At 68.1% G+C, this 14,497-nt stretch carries 12 protein-coding genes; 3 read left to right on the top strand and 9 right to left on the bottom strand.

What is annotated here, in order from left to right; genetic code table 11:
* Window positions 1–5: 5 nt before the first annotated feature.
* The 7 genes from ACRDNQ_RS16270 to ACRDNQ_RS16240 form a co-directional block, all read right to left on the bottom strand.
* Window positions 6–1,400 (bottom strand): glutamine synthetase family protein, encoded by a 1,395-nt coding sequence (locus tag ACRDNQ_RS16270; RefSeq protein WP_431829743.1) that lies wholly within the window; start codon window positions 1,398–1,400, stop codon window positions 6–8.
* Window positions 1,397–2,809: an aspartate aminotransferase family protein gene (locus ACRDNQ_RS16265; protein WP_431829742.1), complete on the bottom strand. Its 1,413-nt coding sequence runs from the start codon at window positions 2,807–2,809 to the stop codon at window positions 1,397–1,399. The genes ACRDNQ_RS16270 and ACRDNQ_RS16265 overlap by 4 nt, the downstream gene beginning before the upstream one ends.
* 81 nt (window positions 2,810–2,890) lie before the next feature.
* Window positions 2,891–3,064 (bottom strand): hypothetical protein, encoded by a 174-nt coding sequence (locus ACRDNQ_RS16260; protein WP_431829741.1) that lies wholly within the window; start codon window positions 3,062–3,064, stop codon window positions 2,891–2,893.
* A 149-nt stretch (window positions 3,065–3,213) separates the two neighbouring features.
* Entirely contained in the window at window positions 3,214–3,960 is a 747-nt protein-coding gene (locus ACRDNQ_RS16255) for a hypothetical protein (protein WP_431829740.1), read from the bottom strand.
* Window positions 3,944–4,474: a hypothetical protein gene (locus ACRDNQ_RS16250; RefSeq protein WP_431829739.1), complete on the bottom strand. Its 531-nt coding sequence runs from the start codon at window positions 4,472–4,474 to the stop codon at window positions 3,944–3,946. Before ACRDNQ_RS16250 ends, ACRDNQ_RS16255 begins: the two co-directional genes overlap by 17 nt.
* Window positions 4,475–4,588: 114 nt before the next feature.
* Window positions 4,589–6,400 carry a M3 family oligoendopeptidase gene (locus tag ACRDNQ_RS16245; RefSeq protein WP_431829738.1) on the bottom strand — a complete coding sequence of 604 codons (1,812 nt, stop codon included), beginning with the start codon at window positions 6,398–6,400 and terminating at the stop codon, window positions 4,589–4,591.
* Between the two features lie 68 nt (window positions 6,401–6,468).
* Window positions 6,469–7,419, bottom strand: coding sequence for an endonuclease/exonuclease/phosphatase family protein (locus ACRDNQ_RS16240; RefSeq protein ID WP_431829737.1), 951 nt, complete (start codon window positions 7,417–7,419; stop codon window positions 6,469–6,471).
* A gap of 142 nt (window positions 7,420–7,561) precedes the next feature.
* Here ACRDNQ_RS16240 and ACRDNQ_RS16235 point away from each other — a divergent pair, with 142 nt between their 5' ends.
* On the top strand, window positions 7,562–8,824 hold the full coding sequence (locus tag ACRDNQ_RS16235) for a flavin monoamine oxidase family protein (RefSeq protein ID WP_431829736.1): 1,263 nt from the start codon (window positions 7,562–7,564) through the stop codon (window positions 8,822–8,824).
* Here the strand turns inward: ACRDNQ_RS16235 and ACRDNQ_RS16230 are convergent.
* Window positions 8,796–10,388 carry an ATP-dependent DNA ligase gene (locus ACRDNQ_RS16230; protein ID WP_431829735.1) on the bottom strand — a complete coding sequence of 531 codons (1,593 nt, stop codon included), beginning with the start codon at window positions 10,386–10,388 and terminating at the stop codon, window positions 8,796–8,798. The two genes, ACRDNQ_RS16235 and ACRDNQ_RS16230, sit on opposite strands and share 29 nt — an antisense overlap.
* Entirely contained in the window at window positions 10,385–11,419 is a 1,035-nt protein-coding gene (locus tag ACRDNQ_RS16225; RefSeq protein WP_431829734.1) for a ligase-associated DNA damage response exonuclease, read from the bottom strand. The genes ACRDNQ_RS16230 and ACRDNQ_RS16225 overlap by 4 nt, the downstream gene beginning before the upstream one ends.
* A 119-nt stretch (window positions 11,420–11,538) precedes the next feature.
* Here ACRDNQ_RS16225 and ACRDNQ_RS16220 point away from each other — a divergent pair, with 119 nt between their 5' ends.
* Both ACRDNQ_RS16220 and cueR read left to right on the top strand, forming a co-directional pair.
* Window positions 11,539–14,040 (top strand): heavy metal translocating P-type ATPase, encoded by a 2,502-nt coding sequence (locus ACRDNQ_RS16220; RefSeq protein ID WP_431829733.1) that lies wholly within the window; start codon window positions 11,539–11,541, stop codon window positions 14,038–14,040.
* Complete coding sequence (cueR, locus tag ACRDNQ_RS16215; RefSeq protein WP_431829732.1) at window positions 14,037–14,435, top strand: Cu(I)-responsive transcriptional regulator; 399 nt, start codon at window positions 14,037–14,039, stop codon at window positions 14,433–14,435. Before ACRDNQ_RS16220 ends, cueR begins: the two co-directional genes overlap by 4 nt.
* Window positions 14,436–14,497: the final 62 nt, after the last annotated feature.

Below are 14,497 nucleotides of genomic sequence, written 5' to 3'. Positions count from 1 at the left end.
CGGGCTCAGACCGTGTGCAGGTAGAGGTCGTAGTCGACCTCGCTGACCGTGCGGGCGACACGGGCGTATTCCGCGGCCTTGATCGCGGTGAAGGTGCGGTGCATGTCCGCGCCAAGCGCCTCTGTCAGGAAGGCCGAGCCCCTGGCCGCCTCGATGGCCGACCGCCAGTCGATCGGGATCGCAGGGGCGTCGGCGGCCTCTTCATAGGCGTTGCCGGTCGTCTCGGGGCCCGGGTCGATGCTGTGCCGCAGCCCGTGGCGCACGCCGGCCAGCACCGTGGTCGCCACGAGATAGGCGTTCGCGTCGACCCCTGCGGGGCGGTGTTCGATCCGCCGGGCGCGGATGTCGCCGGCCGGGATGCGCAGCGCGACCGATCGGTTGTTGACGCCCCACGAGGGGCTGACCGGCGCGTAGGACTGGCTGGCGAAGCGGCGCCAGGAATTGGCGTGCGGGGCGAAGACCAGCATGGATTCGCCCATCGTGGCCTTCAGGCCGCCCAAGGCATGCAGGATGGTCTGCGACCACTTGCCCTCGACCGCCTCGACAAAGACGTTCCGGCCGTCCTTGTCCTGCATCGAGACGTGGAAATGCATCCCCGATCCGGCATAGCCCTCGAAAGGTTTGGCCATGAAGCAGGCCGTCACGCCGTGAAGGCGCGCCTGCTGCCGGACGATCCGCTTCAGCCGCATCAGGTCGTCGGCGGCCTGCATCACGTCCGTCCGGTAATGCAGCGTCAGTTCGTATTGCCCCGGCGCGTATTCCGAAATCATGGTCTCGGCGGTGATCCCGGCCTTTCCCGCGGCGGCGTAGATGTCCGAGAAGAGCGGCAGCATCCCGTGCAGGTGGTCGACGGAATAGACCTCGGTCTTTTGGCTGGTGCGACCGTCAAGCACGTCGCGCGCGGGCTGAACGCGCCCGGCGGCGTCGCGGTCGTTTGCCAGCAGGAAGAATTCAAGCTCGAAGGCCCCGGCCGGATGCAGGCCGTCTTCGGCCAGCGCCGCGACCTGGCGCTGCAGCGCGTGACGCGGGTCCGAGGTCATCGGGGTCCCGTCAAGCTCGTGCATCGACATGAAGACCTCGCCCCGGGGCGGGGTGGTGCCGTGCAGCGCCACCAGCGTGCCGGGGATCGGCCAGGCGCGCAGGTCGCCGTCGCCCTGGTCCCAGATCAGCCCGGTCTCGTGCACGTCCTCGCCGCAGATATCCAAGCCGAGGATCGAGATCGGCAGGTGCCGGCCGTTGCGGTAGAAGGGCACAAGTTCGTGCCGGCGGATGATCTTGCCGCGCCCGATGCCGTTGGCGTCGTGCAGGACGATGTCGAAGGCCTCGATCTCGGGGTGGGCGGCCAGGAAGGCCTCGGCCTCTTCGACGGTCGAGCCCGAGGGGCTGGGCTGGCCGGTCATGCCGCGTCCCCGAAAAGTTCGGACAGGATCTCGTCGAAGGCGGCGACCAGGCGGTCGATCTGGCGCTTCTTCGTGGCCGGGCTGACCAGCATCATGTTGTGGAACGGCGCGATCAGCGAGCCGCGGTTCAGAAGTGCCGTGTGCACGGCGGCCTCGACCTCGGGCATGTGGGCGGCGGCGGCTTCGGTGCCGTTCTTCAGGGGGCCGGGGGCGCAGATGAACTCGACTCGCGCGCCGACGCGCACGACATGCCAGGGCGCGCCGTGCCGGTCTATGGCGGCCTGAAGGCCCTTCGAGAGGCGCAGCGCGCCCTTTTCCATGTGGGCGTAGTTCGCCTGGGTCATCACGTCCGAAAGCGTCGCGCGCAGGCAGGCGAACTGCATCGGGTTCGCCGACAGCGTCGTGCCCATGCCGGAAAATCCGGGGGCGCGGGCGGCGTCGTAGTCCTCGAACCGGCGAGCCACGTCCTCGGTCATGCCCCACACGGCGGTGGGCATGCCGCCGGCCACGCATTTGCCGACGACGAACATGTCGGGGCTCAGGCCATGCACGCGGGAATAGCCGCCCAGCCCGGACGAGATCGTGTGCGTCTCGTCGATCATCAGAAGCGCACCGTGTTCGTCGGCCAGCCGCCGCAGCCCGTCAAGGAACCCCGGTTCGGGCAAGACCATGCAGGAATTGGTCATCACCGGCTCGGTCAGGATCGCGGCCACGTCGCCCGCTGCCAGCGCCCGCTCGACGCCCTCGAGGTCGTTGAACTCGCAACAGACCGCGCCCAGCGTCAGGTCCTGCACCTGCCCGACAAGGGCGGGGCGCATCACCGTCTGGCCGTCGCGCAGCGCCACCATCGTGTCGTCCACCGTGCCGTGGTAGCAGCCGTGGAACACCAGGATCTTCGCCCGCCCCGTCACCGCGCGCGCCACGCGGATGGCAAAGCGGTTGGCGTCGGTCGCGGTGGTGGCGATCTGCCACAGGAAGGGGCCGAAGCGGTCGGTCAGAAGCTGGCCGGCCTCAAGCGCGTCTTCGGTGGGCAGCATGTAGGTCAGCCCGCGCGCGGCCTGCCGGCGGATGGCGCGGGCCACGGGCTTGGGCGAATGCCCGAACATCGAGCCGGTGTCGCCCAGGCAGAAATCGTCGATCTCGTAGCCGTCGATATCGGTCAGGCGGGCGCCGCGCGCCTCGGCCACCAGCGGCAGGTGCGGCATGGGCCAGTCGCGCATCCAGTGCATGGGCACGCCGCCCAGGTAGGTGCCCGCCCGGGCCTTCAGCGCCGCGGCCGCCTTGGGCCGGCTGGCGGAAAAGCGCCGCGCCTCGCGCGCGGCCAGCGCCAGAAGCCTGTCGCGTCGCACCCCGGCGATGGTGTCGCTGCCCGTCCCGCCCGTCGTGTCCGTCGTCGAATGTCCGTCCATGCTGCACCCCGTTCCGCCGCACCCACGCGCGGCAACCTCTCTTAGCCGGGCAGGGCGCAGGGGGGCAAGATGGCCACGGGGTCAGGACAGGAAGGCAAGGTCGATGACGCGCAGAAGGATCACCAGCGCCGCCCAGATCACCACGCCCCGCAGAAGCTGCGACCGCCCCTTGAGGATCAAGGGGTGATTGAACAGCCAGATGCCAAGGCCGATGGCCCCGGAGGTGATGAGGATGTGAAGCAGGGTGGGACCCATGGTGCGCGTTTCGGGGGTCGGGGAGGGGCGAGTTGGAAGGGGAGAGGGTGGGCGAGGGTATAGTGGGCTGGGCGTCTCAGCAAAGTGAAGGAAGGTGGTAGTGGGTAATGGTGCGGAGAATTCTTCATTGCACGACGGGCAGGTCAAGCTTAGGTGGCTGACCCTTGTGAATGCGAGAATGGTTCAAACACGTTGTGCAGTAGAACCTCAAGGTGGGCAGCAGACTGGTTTATACTCACCTTCAAGGAGTTCGGATGGCCACATCCATTTCTGCGCTTGAGGCATTCCTTAAGTGCATCCTTCACGTTCTTCCCAATGACCGAGATTCGTTCTATTGTATCTAGGAATTTATCCTCATTCATTCGGCCAAGGTCATCTCTGGTCCTTGCGACCTTCCACTTGTCGTCAACTCGGGAGGCCTCCTTGTTGAACAAAGCAAGATGGTTTGAGTGAACATGCTTGTGCAGCACGCTTACCGCGCCCACCCAAGACATGACAATGGCGGCGCGGTACAAGCCGTACTCATGACAATTAATGGCCTCGTCCAGAAACGCTCGTGTCTCAGTGTCCGCGATATTCTCTAGATGCTTCCGAAGGTCAGAGGCAACGTTAAGTGCAGATGGGCTCACGTCTGCCACTCCGAGGCTTCTCAATAGAGCCTTTCCAGAGTCAGTGATCTCCCACCCTTCCGGCGTTCTAATCGCCTTGCCCTTGCTTCGGGCCAGTGTGGATGAGACGTTCCAAGTGGCTGGAATCCTAAAGCCGGCTTTCCTTGCTTCGTCTCTTACCTCTGCTAGAAGAGCGGGCCTATCGAGAACTGCAAGGACGAGCAACAGCTTCTCTAACCTTGGAAGATCTTGATGCAGCCAAGTCTTGAGGTCAGCTGATTTGAGCAACTACCGCCTCAAGCCTTTTTGCCTCGGAACTAGCAAGTGTATATTTTCCGTTTGATACCTCATTAATCCGCTTTGCCTTTGCAAGATTCTTAAGGTTGGAAGCATTGTTTCCCGACATGGTGGACTTGTAATAGCCTCCTGCTGTCTTCATTTCCTGAAGAATCTCGCCGCTTGAGTTTGAAGTATTCCCGCGAACTCGCTCCAGATAAAACATGGCGCAAAGCGCCAGTTCCGGTCCCGATTTTGCGTCAGTGTACGCTGCAAGCGTTGAAGTTGTGAAAGAAATGCTTGCCGCTGATTGATTTGCTGTTGTGCTTCCGGTGTGTGACACGCTGGAAGCGGGATTGGCTGCCTGATCGAGAGGGGCGCTAGATTGTGGGGGAACCTTTTGGGAAAGCTCTCCCATAGTCTCAAGAAGCCTTTCTATGCCTCCTTCAAGGAAGTCGGGGCTGCCTTCGTACTCCAACTCCATCGAGCCGATTTTTAGTCGGATCTTGCAAAGCGTGTCGGACATGGGGCCAATGCCTTGTGTTAAGTTGATGGCACACTTCCATATGATGTGTTTAGATCAACATGTTGCTAGCAGTGACCACTTCAAGTCAACATAATCTTAGTGATCTTACCCCCCTCACTCCATCCCCTCCAGCTCATCGATCATCCCGGCGATCATCCCGAGCCCCTTGTCCCAGAACGCCGGGTCGCTCGCGTCGAGGCCGAAGGGCGCCAGCAGCTCCTTGTGGTGCTTCGACCCGCCGGCGCGGAGCATCTCGAAGTACTTCTCCTGAAAGCCCGCGTCGCCTTCCTCGTAAACCGCGTAAAGCGCGTTCACCAAGCCATCTCCGAAGGCATAGGCATAGACGTAGAAGGGCGAATGCACGAAGTGGGGGATATATGCCCAGAAGGACTCGTAGCCCTCCATGAAGGTGAAGGCGGGGCCAAGGGACTGGGCCTGAACGCTCATCCACAGCGCGCCGATGTCGTCAGGCGTCAGTTCGCCCTCGCGGCGGGCGTCGTGCAGCTTGCACTCGAAGTCGTAGAAGGCGATCTGGCGGACGACGGTGTTGATCATGTCCTCGACCTTGCCGGCCAGAAGGACGCGGCGCTGGGCGTCGTCCTTCGCCTGGGCCAGAAGGCGGCGGAAGGTCAGCATCTCGCCGAAGACGCTGGCGGTTTCGGCCAGCGTCAGCGGGGTGGAGGCCAGAAGCTCGCCCTGGCCCGCCGCCAGCACCTGGTGCACGCCGTGGCCCAGTTCATGCGCCAGCGTCATCACGTCGCGCGGTTTTCCGAGGTAGTTCAGAAGGATGTACGGGTGAACGTCCGTCACCGTGGGGTGGGCGAAGGCGCCGGGCGCCTTGCCGGGCTTGGTGCCGGCGTCGATCCATCCGCGGGTGAAGAAGGGCTCGGCGATCTCGGCCATGCGCGGGTCGAACTCGCCATAGGCGGTCATCACCATGTCGCGGGCGCGCGGCCAGTCGATGGTGGTCTTGTCCTCCATCGGCAGGGGGGCGTTGCGGTCCCAGACCTGAAGGGTGTCGAGGCCCAGCCACTTGCGCTTGAGCTCGTAATAGCGGTGCGACAGGCGCGGATAGGCGGCGACGACGGCGTTGCGCAGCGCCTCGACCACCTCGGGCTCGACCTGGTTGGCGAGGTGCCGGCCGTGCTGCGGCGTGGGCATCTTGCGCCAGCGGTCCTCGATCTCCTTCTCCTTGGCCAGGGTGTTGTGGACGCGGGCGAAGAGCTTGACGTTGGCGCCGAAGACATGGGCCAGCGCGCGGGCGGCCGCCTCGCGCCGGGGGCGGTCGTGGTCGGTCAGGCAGTCGAGCGTGGATTCGAGGTTCAGCGTCTCGCCGTCCACCGTGAACTCGAGCCCGGCGATGGTTTCGTCGAATAGGCGGTTCCAGGCGGCCGCGCCGACGGTGGACTGGTCGTGCAGGAAGCGTTCAAGCTCGTCGGACAGCTGGTGCGGCTTCATCGCGCGCAGGCGGTCGAAGATGGGCTTGTAGCGGGCAAGCTCGGCCGAGGCGGCGAAATGCGCCGTGATCGCGGCGTCGTCGATCCGGTTCACCTCGAGCGAGAAGAACACCAGCGGCGTGGTGAAGGCGGTGATGCGGTCCTGCGCGTCGGCCAGGAACTTGGCGCGCCCGGCATCCGTGGTGATCTGGTAATAGCGCAGCCCGGCATAGGACATGAGCCGCCCGGCGACGGTGTCGATGCGTTCGTAGCGCTTGACGCAGTCAAGAAGCCCCGCGGCGTCAAGCCCGGCAAGCTTGCCTTCGTAATCGGCGGCGAAGGCGGCGCAGGCCTGTTCCAGCCAGTCCATGTCGCGGCCGAACTCGGGCGCGTCGGGGGCGGCGTAAAGGTCGGTGAGGTCCCATTCGGGCAAGTCGCCGAAGGACTTGCCGCCGCTGGCGTTGGCGTCGAAGGCAGGGGTGCGGGTCATGGCCGGGCTCCGTGTCGCTGTCCCGTCTGACCTAAGCGGGCAGGCGGGACAGGGCAAGGCATTCCGGCCTAGTCGTAGGTGATCACGGCCAGAACGGCGCGGTGATCCGACGGCCAGGGATCGACGGCAAGGTCGGTGCGCGGCCCGGCTTCGCCCACGATGGCGGCGTCGGTCACGGCGACGTCGCCGCGCACCAGCACGAAGTCGATCCGGTCGTGATGATCCTCGGGGTCGGCTTCGTCGCCCCAGGGTGTCCAGGTGAAGGCGGGCTTGGCCACCGGGTCGGGGTGGACGACGCGATAGGCATCCTTGAAGCCAAGGCTTTCCAGCGCCCCCGTGGTCGGCCAGTCCACGGCGATCGGATGCAGGCCGGCTTCGGCGGCGGCCTCAGTCCAGTCGTGGCCGGAGGGTTCGTTGAAATCCCCGAAGACCAGGGTGATGTCGCCTTCCGCGGTAGCAGCCATGTCGTCGATCAGAAGCGCGATCGCCGGCCCGCGGGTTTCCTCGGCGAAGCGGATCGCGTCCTCGGCATTGTCGATGAAGGGGGCGGGGCCGTATTCGATGCCCAGCAGCTGGTAGGGCTGGTAGGGCTCGTCATCGAGGTGGACGTTGCAGGCCCAGACGGTGCGGCCGGGCGCCTCGATCGGAACGCAGAGGTCGTTCGGCGTGGCCGGTCCGATGGGATAGCGGCTGATGATGGCGTTAGCCCAAAGCGCCACGTTCTCGGCCGTCTGGTCGTAATGGTAGAAACCCATCGCCTCGGCCAGCGCGGCTGCGACCGAGGTGCCCCCGGGAGGGCAATAGTCGGCCTCGCAGACCTCGCCCTCGGTCCGCGTCTCCTGGATGCCGACGATGTCGGGATTGGCGGCGCGGAGCACGGCCAAGGTTTCGTCGATCCCCTTCTCCTCGTTCGCACCGCCGCCCCAGACGTTGTAGGACATCACGCGTAACTCCTCGGCGGCCGCGGGGACGGCGCAAAGGGCAAGCACGAACAGTGGGGACAGGATGCGCGGTGACATGGGTGACCTCGGGTCAGGGTTGCGATGCGCGACGATATCGCAAGGCCATGACGCGGCAATGACTATTCTTGCGCCAGGTTCGGCGCTAGTTTCCCTTGAGCAGGCCTGACCAGATCGGACCCGGCGAGAAAGCGAGCGCGCCATGAGTGAAACCGACATCGTCATCGTGGGCGCCGGCGCGGCGGGCATCGGCGCGGGGCTGGAACTTGCCGAACGCGGGATACCCTTCGTGATTCTCGAGGCGGCCGGGCGCGTGGGCGGGCGGGCCTTTACCGACAGCACAAGCCTTGGCCGGCCGTGGGATCAGGGCTGCCACTGGCTGCATTGCGCCAGTCTCAACCCCCTGGTGTCCTGGGCCGACCGACTTGGCGCGGACTACCGCAAGGCGGACGCGGACGAGGATTTCACCTACTGGCAGAAGGGCGCCTTCGCAGGACCCGGACAGCGGGGCGCCGCAGGCGTGGCGCTTGAGGCGGCCGAGGCGGCGATCGATCGCGCCGGGGCCGCCGGGCGCGACGTTCCACTGACCGAGGTCGTCGATCGCGACGGGTCGCACTGGCCCATGGTTCTGTGCGTATTGCAACTTCTGACTGGGGGCGATCCCCACAGGGTGTCGGCGCTTGCCTACTGGGATTACGAAGATACCGACGAGGACTGGCCTGTCCTGTCGGGGTATGGCGCGCTGGTCGCCGGGATGTCGCAGGGTCTGCCGATCCGCACCGGCGTTGCCGTCACCGGCCTTCGGCAGGGCGCCGGCGAAGTCACGGTCGATACGTCGCAGGGCACGCTGCGCGCGAAGGGCGCGATCGTGACGGTGTCGACCAACGTGCTGATCTCGGGCGGCGTCGCCATCGGGCCGGGGCCCGCGCGGGACCTTCTCGACGACGTGGCGCAGGTGCCCTGCGGCGTGTTCGAGAAGGTGGCGCTGGAGCTTCCCGCCCTGCCGCCCGAGGCCGCGGGCCGGCAGTTCTGCATTGTCGATCCGGGCGATGCCCCGGCCTCGGAATTCACCATGATCGCGGGGTCTCCCGCGCTGGCAGTGGCGAACCTGGCGGGGCCGTGGGTCAGCGACATCGCGCGGGATGGTCCCGGCGCGCTCGAGGCCTTCGCCCGCGACCGCCTTGCGATGGTCTTCGGTGCCGATCTTGCGCGGTCGGTCCGCGGGGCGGCCGTGACCGGGTGGCGCGACAACCCCTTCGTGCGCGGGTCCTATTCCGCCGCCCTGCCGGGGGCGGCGCGCCGGCGACACCGGATGATCGAGGCCGACACCGGCAACCTTGCCTTCGCCGGCGAAGCCTTCTCGATGGATTTTCAGGCCACGGCGCATGGCGCCTACCTGTCGGGCCGGGACGTGGCACGGCGCCTGGCGCGGCAGATCAGCGGCGCACCTCAAGCAGCGCCCTGAGATCGTCCAGCGTGTTCGCTTCGGCGGCTGGCTTGTCCTTACGCCAGCGTGCCATGCGCGGAAAGCGCAGCGCGATCCCGGACTTGTGGCGCGGGCTTTCCTGGATGCCCTCGAAGGCGATCTCGAAGACAAGATCGGGCCGGACCGCGCGCACCGGGCCATAGCGCTCCAGCGTGTTCCGGCGCACCCAGGCTGTGATTTCCCGGAACTCGGCGTCGGTCAGACCCGAATAGGCCTTGGTGAAGGGCACCAGCGCCCCGCCGTCGCGGACCGCGAAGGTGAAGTCGGTGAACAGCGTCGCCCGCCGCCCGTGCCCGGCCTGGGCATAGACCATGACCGCGTCGATCGAGAAGGGATCGACCTTCCACTTCCACCAGTCGCCCTTCTTGCGTCCGACGCCGTAGGGCGACGCGAGGCGCTTCAGCATCAATCCTTCCGCGCCGCGCTCGCGGGCGGTGTCGCGCATCGCGCCAAGGGCTGCCCAGTCGGCAAAGGTCACAAGCGGCGAGGCGATCAACGGCGCATCGCCCGGCAGCCGCGCCGCCAGCGCCTCGAGCCGGGCGCGCCGGTCCGCGAAGGGCAGCGCACGGATGTCCATGCCTGTGTCCTCGAGCAGGTCGTAGGCCTTCAGGATCACCGGCGCCTCGGCCAGAAGCCGCTTCGGCACGCTCTTGCGCCCGATCCGCTTCTGCAGCGCCGCGAAGGGCAGGGGGGCTGTCCCCTCCCAGGCCAGAACCTCGCCGTCGAGGACGGTGCCGGGCGGCAGGAAGTCGGCCAGCCGGGCCAGTTCGGGGAAGCGGTCGGTCATCAGCTCTTCGCCGCGCGACCACAGGAACTGCTGTCCGCCCCGCAGGATGACCTGCCCGCGAATGCCGTCCCATTTCCATTCTGCCGCCCAGTCGGCCGGATCGCCCAGTGCCCCCGGCCCTTCCTCAAGCGGCGAGGCCAGGCAGAAGGGATAGGGCCGCGACAGCGCGGCCGCCGGATCGGGCGCAAGGATCAGCGCGGAAAAGCTGGTCGTCGCCGGGTCCCAGTCGCCCATCAGGCGATGGGCCAGGTCGGGCTCGGGGATGCCGGTCGCCCGCGCCAGCGCCCGTGTCATCAGGGTTTGCGACAGACCCATGCGAAACCCGCCGGTCAGGAACTTGTTGAACAGGAACCGCCCCGTCGCGTCGAGTCCGTCCCACGCCGCCAGGATCTGCGCCTTTCGCGTGGGCTCGTCCACCTGGGCCAGGGCGCGGACCTCGGCCATCCAGTCGGCCAGGCTGCGCTCGGCGGTATGCGTCGGCGGCGGCAGGATCAGCGCGATGGTCTCGGCCAGGTCGCCGACCACCGGATAGCTCTCCTCGAACAGCCAAAGCGGCAGGCCCGCCCGTTCCGCCGCCCATTCCCGAAGCTGCGTCGCGGTCACCGCGCGGCGCGGGCGGCGTCCCGACAGAAGCGCGATGGTCCAAACCCGGTCCGCCTCGGGCGCCTCGGCGAAGTAGTCGGCAAGCGCCGCGACCCGGGCGTTGGTCGAGGTCGTCCGGTCGAGCGCGGTGAAGAGGTCCGCGAAGCGCCTCACGATTTCACCTCGATCCCCGCTGGGCTGTCGTCGGGCGAATCGAGGCCCTCCCCCTCGAACTCGGTCGACACCACCGCCGCGTCATAGCCCTGTGTCTCCAGCCAGCGGCGGAACTGTGCCGTGTAGCCATGCGTGACGAAGACGCGCTCGGCCCCGGTGGCGGCGATGGCGGCGTTGAGCCCGGCCCAGTCGGCGTGATCCGACATCACGAAGCCGCGGTCCGCGGCGCGGCGGCGGCGCACGCCGCGCAGCCGCATCCAACCGCTGGCGAAGGCGGTCGAAGCCGGGCCGAAGCGCCGCGCCCAGGGCGTGCCCAGCGCCGACGGCGTGGCGAGGACCAGCGCGCCGGGATGCGCCCTGGGGTCGAGTTCGGGGGTGACGCGGATCGTCGGCGGCAGGCGGTAGCCCTGCGCGCGCAGGACCGCGTTCACCGCCTCGACCGCGCCATGTGTCAGGATCGGTCCGATGCCCGGGTCAAGCGCCGACAGCACCCGCTGCGCCTTGCCCAGCGCATAGGCGCCAAGGATCGAGATCCTCCCCCCGGCCGCGTTCGCCCGCCACCAGCCGTTGATGTCGGCCGCGACCTCGGCCTGCGGCGTCCATGAGAAGACCGGCAGGCCAAAGGTGCATTCGCTGACGAAGGCATGGGCGCGGACCGGCTCGAAGGGCTCGGACAGGCCGTCGTCCTCGGTCTTGTAGTCGCCCGAGACGACCCAGACCTCGCCGCCGACCTCGACCCGGATTTGCGCCGACCCCGGCACGTGGCCGGCCGGGTGGAAGCTGACCGTGGCGTCGCCGATCCGTCGTGCCTCGCCATACCGAATGGTCGCCAGCGCGATATCGCCAAGGCGGTGCCGGACAACCGGGGCGGCGGCCTCGGTCGTCAGGTAACGGGCGTGTCCAGGGCGGGCATGGTCGGAATGGCCATGGGTCACCAGCGCGCGGTCGACCGGTCGCCAGGGGTCGATGAAGAAGTCCCCGGCAGGGCAGTAGATGCCGCGATCGGTAAAGCTCAGGACAGGGGCGCGCATGGAGCGGAACCTAGCACGGGCAGGGCGCGGGGACAGCGCTGCACGCGGGCCCTTGACCTTCCAGTGACTGGAAGCCCTATATGACGGTCTGCAGACAGACACCCTGTCAGGAGGCGGCCATGTCCGGCACCCGATCCGATACCTTCACTTTTCCGATCGACGGGCTGAGCTGCGCCTCCTGCGCGGCGCGGTCCGAACGCGCGCTTTCGGCGTTGCCGGGCGTGGCCGAGGCCACGGTGAACCCGGCGACGAAGATGGCGCGCGTGTCGGGCGCGGCATCGGCGGCCGAGCTTGCCGATGCGGTCCGGGGCGCGGGCTACAGCGCCCGCACGGAGGTCACCGTGCTTGATGTCGAGGGGATGACCTGCGCCTCCTGCGTGGCGCGGATCGAGGCGGCGCTGGCTGCCGTGCCCGGGGTGGTCGAGGCGACGGTGAACTTCGCCGCCAACACCGCGCAGGTGCGCGCGCTGGCCGGGGCCGTCGACACCCCGACGCTGGTCGCCGCCGTGACCAAGGCTGGCTATGGCGCCACGCCCCGCAGCGCCCGGACGGCGACGACGCCGGCCGATCGCGCCGATGCGGAACATGCCCGCTTGAGGCGCAACACCCAGATCGCGGCCGCGCTGACGCTGCCGGTCTTCCTGCTCGAGATGGGCGGCCACCTGGTGCCCGCGCTGCATCACTGGATCGCCGCCACCATCGGGATGCAGACAAGCTGGGCGATCCAGTTCGTGCTGACGACACTGGTACTGGCGGGGCCGGGGCGCGAGTTCTTCCTCAAGGGCGTGCCCGCCCTTCTGCGCGGCGCGCCCGAGATGAACTCGCTGGTGGCGGTGGGAACGGCGGCGGCGTGGGGCTATTCGATGATGGCCTTGACCGCGCCGGGGCTTTTCCCGGAAGGAACCCGCGCGGTCTATTTCGAGGCCGCCGCAGTGATCTGCACGCTGATCCTTGCCGGCCGGATGCTCGAGGCGCGCGCCAAGGGCCGGGCGGGTGCGGCGATCGCACGTCTGGTCGGGCTTCAGCCGAAGACAGCGCGCGTGCTTCACGGCGGGGCGACCGAGGACCGGCCGCTCGAGGCGTTGTCGCCGGGCGATCTGATCCTTGTCCGGCCGGGGGAACGGCTGCCGGTCGACGGCGTGGTGGCCGAGGGCGCGGGCACCGTCGATGAATCGATGATCACGGGCGAGCCGATGCCGGTGCCCAAGGGCGAGGGCGACGCCGTCACGGGCGGCACGGTGAACGGGACCGGGGCGCTGACCATCCGCGCGACGGCGGTCGGGCGCGACACGGTTCTGGCGCAGATCATCCGCATGGTCGAAGAGGCGCAGGGCGCCAAGCTTCCGATCCAGCGGCTTGTCGACCGCGTGACGCGCATCTTCGTGCCGGCGGTGCTGGTGCTGGCGGTCCTGACGGTCGCCGCCTGGCTGCTTCTGGCCCCCGAGGGCGCGCGGGGGCTGGCGCTGGTCGCCGGTGTCTCGGTCCTGATCATCGCCTGCCCCTGCGCCATGGGGCTGGCCACGCCCATGTCGATCCTGGTCGGCACGGGGCGGGCGGCCGAGCTTGGCGTTCTTTTCCGGCGGGGTGACGCGCTGCAAAAGCTGGCAGGCGCCAAAGTCGTGGCCTTCGACAAGACCGGCACGCTCACGCGGGGCCATCCCGAGGTGACCGAGGTCGTGCTGGCCGAGGGTTTCGCGCGCGACGATGTTCTGCCGCTGATCGCAGCGGTCGAGGCCGCCTCCGAACATCCGCTGGCTGCAGCCGTGACGCGGGCCTGGACGGGTGCCCGGCCCTTGGCCACGGGTGTGAAGTCCCACACCGGCCGCGGTGTCGCGGGCGAGGTCGACGGGTCGCGGGTGCTGGTCGGGTCGGCCCGGTTCCTGCGGGACGAAGGCGTGGACACCGCGCCGCTTGATGCCGCCATGGCCGGGGTCGCGCGGAAGGCGCGCACCCCGGTTCTGGCGGCCATCAACGGGCGGGCGGTCGCGGTTCTGGCCATCGCCGACCCGGTCAAGCCCGAAGCCGCCGCAGCCCTTGCCGGGCTTCATGGGGCGGGTCTTGCGACCGCGATGGTGACCGGCGACACCCGCGCCACGGCCGAGGTCATCGCCGCGGATCTTGGGATCGACACGGTCCTGGCCGAGGTCCTGCCCAGGGGCAAGGCCGACGCCGTCGCCGACCTGCGCGCACGCCACGGGGCGGTGGCCTTCGTTGGCGACGGCATCAACGACGCGCCGGCGCTTGCCGCCGCCGACACCGGCATCGCCATCGGCACCGGCACGGACGTCGCGATCGAATCCGCCGACGTCGTGCTGATGTCAGGCGATCCGCGCGGGGTCGTGACTGCGCTGGAACTCAGCACGGCCACCATGCGCAACATCCGCCAGAACCTGTTCTGGGCCTTCGCCTACAACGCCGCGCTGATCCCGGTGGCGGCGGGGGTGCTCTATCCGGTGACCGGCCTTCTGCTGTCGCCGGCGCTGGCTGCGGGGGCGATGGCGCTGTCGTCGGTCTTCGTCGTGACCAACGCGCTTCGGCTGCGCCGGGCGGGCGCCGCGCCGAACCCTGTGGCGACGGGTCCCGCGCGTCCGCGCCTTGCCGCCGTGGAGGCCGCACCATGAACATCGGTGAAGTGGCCGAACGGGCCGGCCTGCCCGCGAAAACGATCCGCTATTACGAGGATATCGGCCTTGTCACCCCGCGGCGCGACCCCAACGGCTATCGCAGCTTTGGCGAGCGCGACGTTCACAAGCTGACTTTCCTGTCCCGCGCAAGGGCCTTGGGGTTTAGCATCGAGGACTGCCGCGCGCTTCTGGCGCTTTACGAGGACGAGGGCCGTTCGAGCGCCGAGGTCAAGGCGATCGCGCGCGACCACCTGCGCCGGATCGAGACGAAGATCGCCGATCTGCAAGCCATGTCGGCCACCCTGTCCGATCTTGTCGCCCGCTGTGCCGGCGACGACCGGCCCGACTGCCCGATCCTGAAGTCGCTGGGCGGGGGCGCGCGCCCCTCGTGACGGCATGGCACCGGCCAGGGGCCTGAAACGCGAAAGGGGCGCAGTGGATGCGCCCCTTCCGT

This window comes from Saliniferula longa (assembly GCF_050789285.1).
Lineage (GTDB): Bacteria > Pseudomonadota > Alphaproteobacteria > Rhodobacterales > Rhodobacteraceae > CAVPWP01.
Note: the sequence above shows the minus strand (reverse complement) of the source record. Positions and strands in the feature narration are given on the sequence as shown.

Excerpts from the sequence above, each read along its gene's own strand:
- ACRDNQ_RS16250 (WP_431829739.1), bottom strand. The coding sequence starts at position 4,474 with ATGTCCGACACGCTTTGCAAGATCCGACTAAAAATCGGCTCGATGGAG.
- ACRDNQ_RS16270 (WP_431829743.1), bottom strand. The coding sequence starts at position 1,400 with ATGACCGGCCAGCCCAGCCCCTCGGGCTCGACCGTCGAAGAGGCCGAG.
- cueR (WP_431829732.1), top strand. The coding sequence starts at position 14,037 with ATGAACATCGGTGAAGTGGCCGAACGGGCCGGCCTGCCCGCGAAAACG.
- ACRDNQ_RS16225 (WP_431829734.1), bottom strand. The coding sequence starts at position 11,419 with ATGCGCGCCCCTGTCCTGAGCTTTACCGATCGCGGCATCTACTGCCCT.
- ACRDNQ_RS16265 (WP_431829742.1), bottom strand. The coding sequence starts at position 2,809 with ATGGACGGACATTCGACGACGGACACGACGGGCGGGACGGGCAGCGAC.
- ACRDNQ_RS16235 (WP_431829736.1), top strand. The coding sequence starts at position 7,562 with ATGAGTGAAACCGACATCGTCATCGTGGGCGCCGGCGCGGCGGGCATC.
- ACRDNQ_RS16260 (WP_431829741.1), bottom strand. The coding sequence starts at position 3,064 with ATGGGTCCCACCCTGCTTCACATCCTCATCACCTCCGGGGCCATCGGC.
- ACRDNQ_RS16245 (WP_431829738.1), bottom strand. The coding sequence starts at position 6,400 with ATGACCCGCACCCCTGCCTTCGACGCCAACGCCAGCGGCGGCAAGTCC.
- ACRDNQ_RS16240 (WP_431829737.1), bottom strand. The coding sequence starts at position 7,419 with ATGTCACCGCGCATCCTGTCCCCACTGTTCGTGCTTGCCCTTTGCGCC.
- ACRDNQ_RS16220 (WP_431829733.1), top strand. The coding sequence starts at position 11,539 with ATGTCCGGCACCCGATCCGATACCTTCACTTTTCCGATCGACGGGCTG.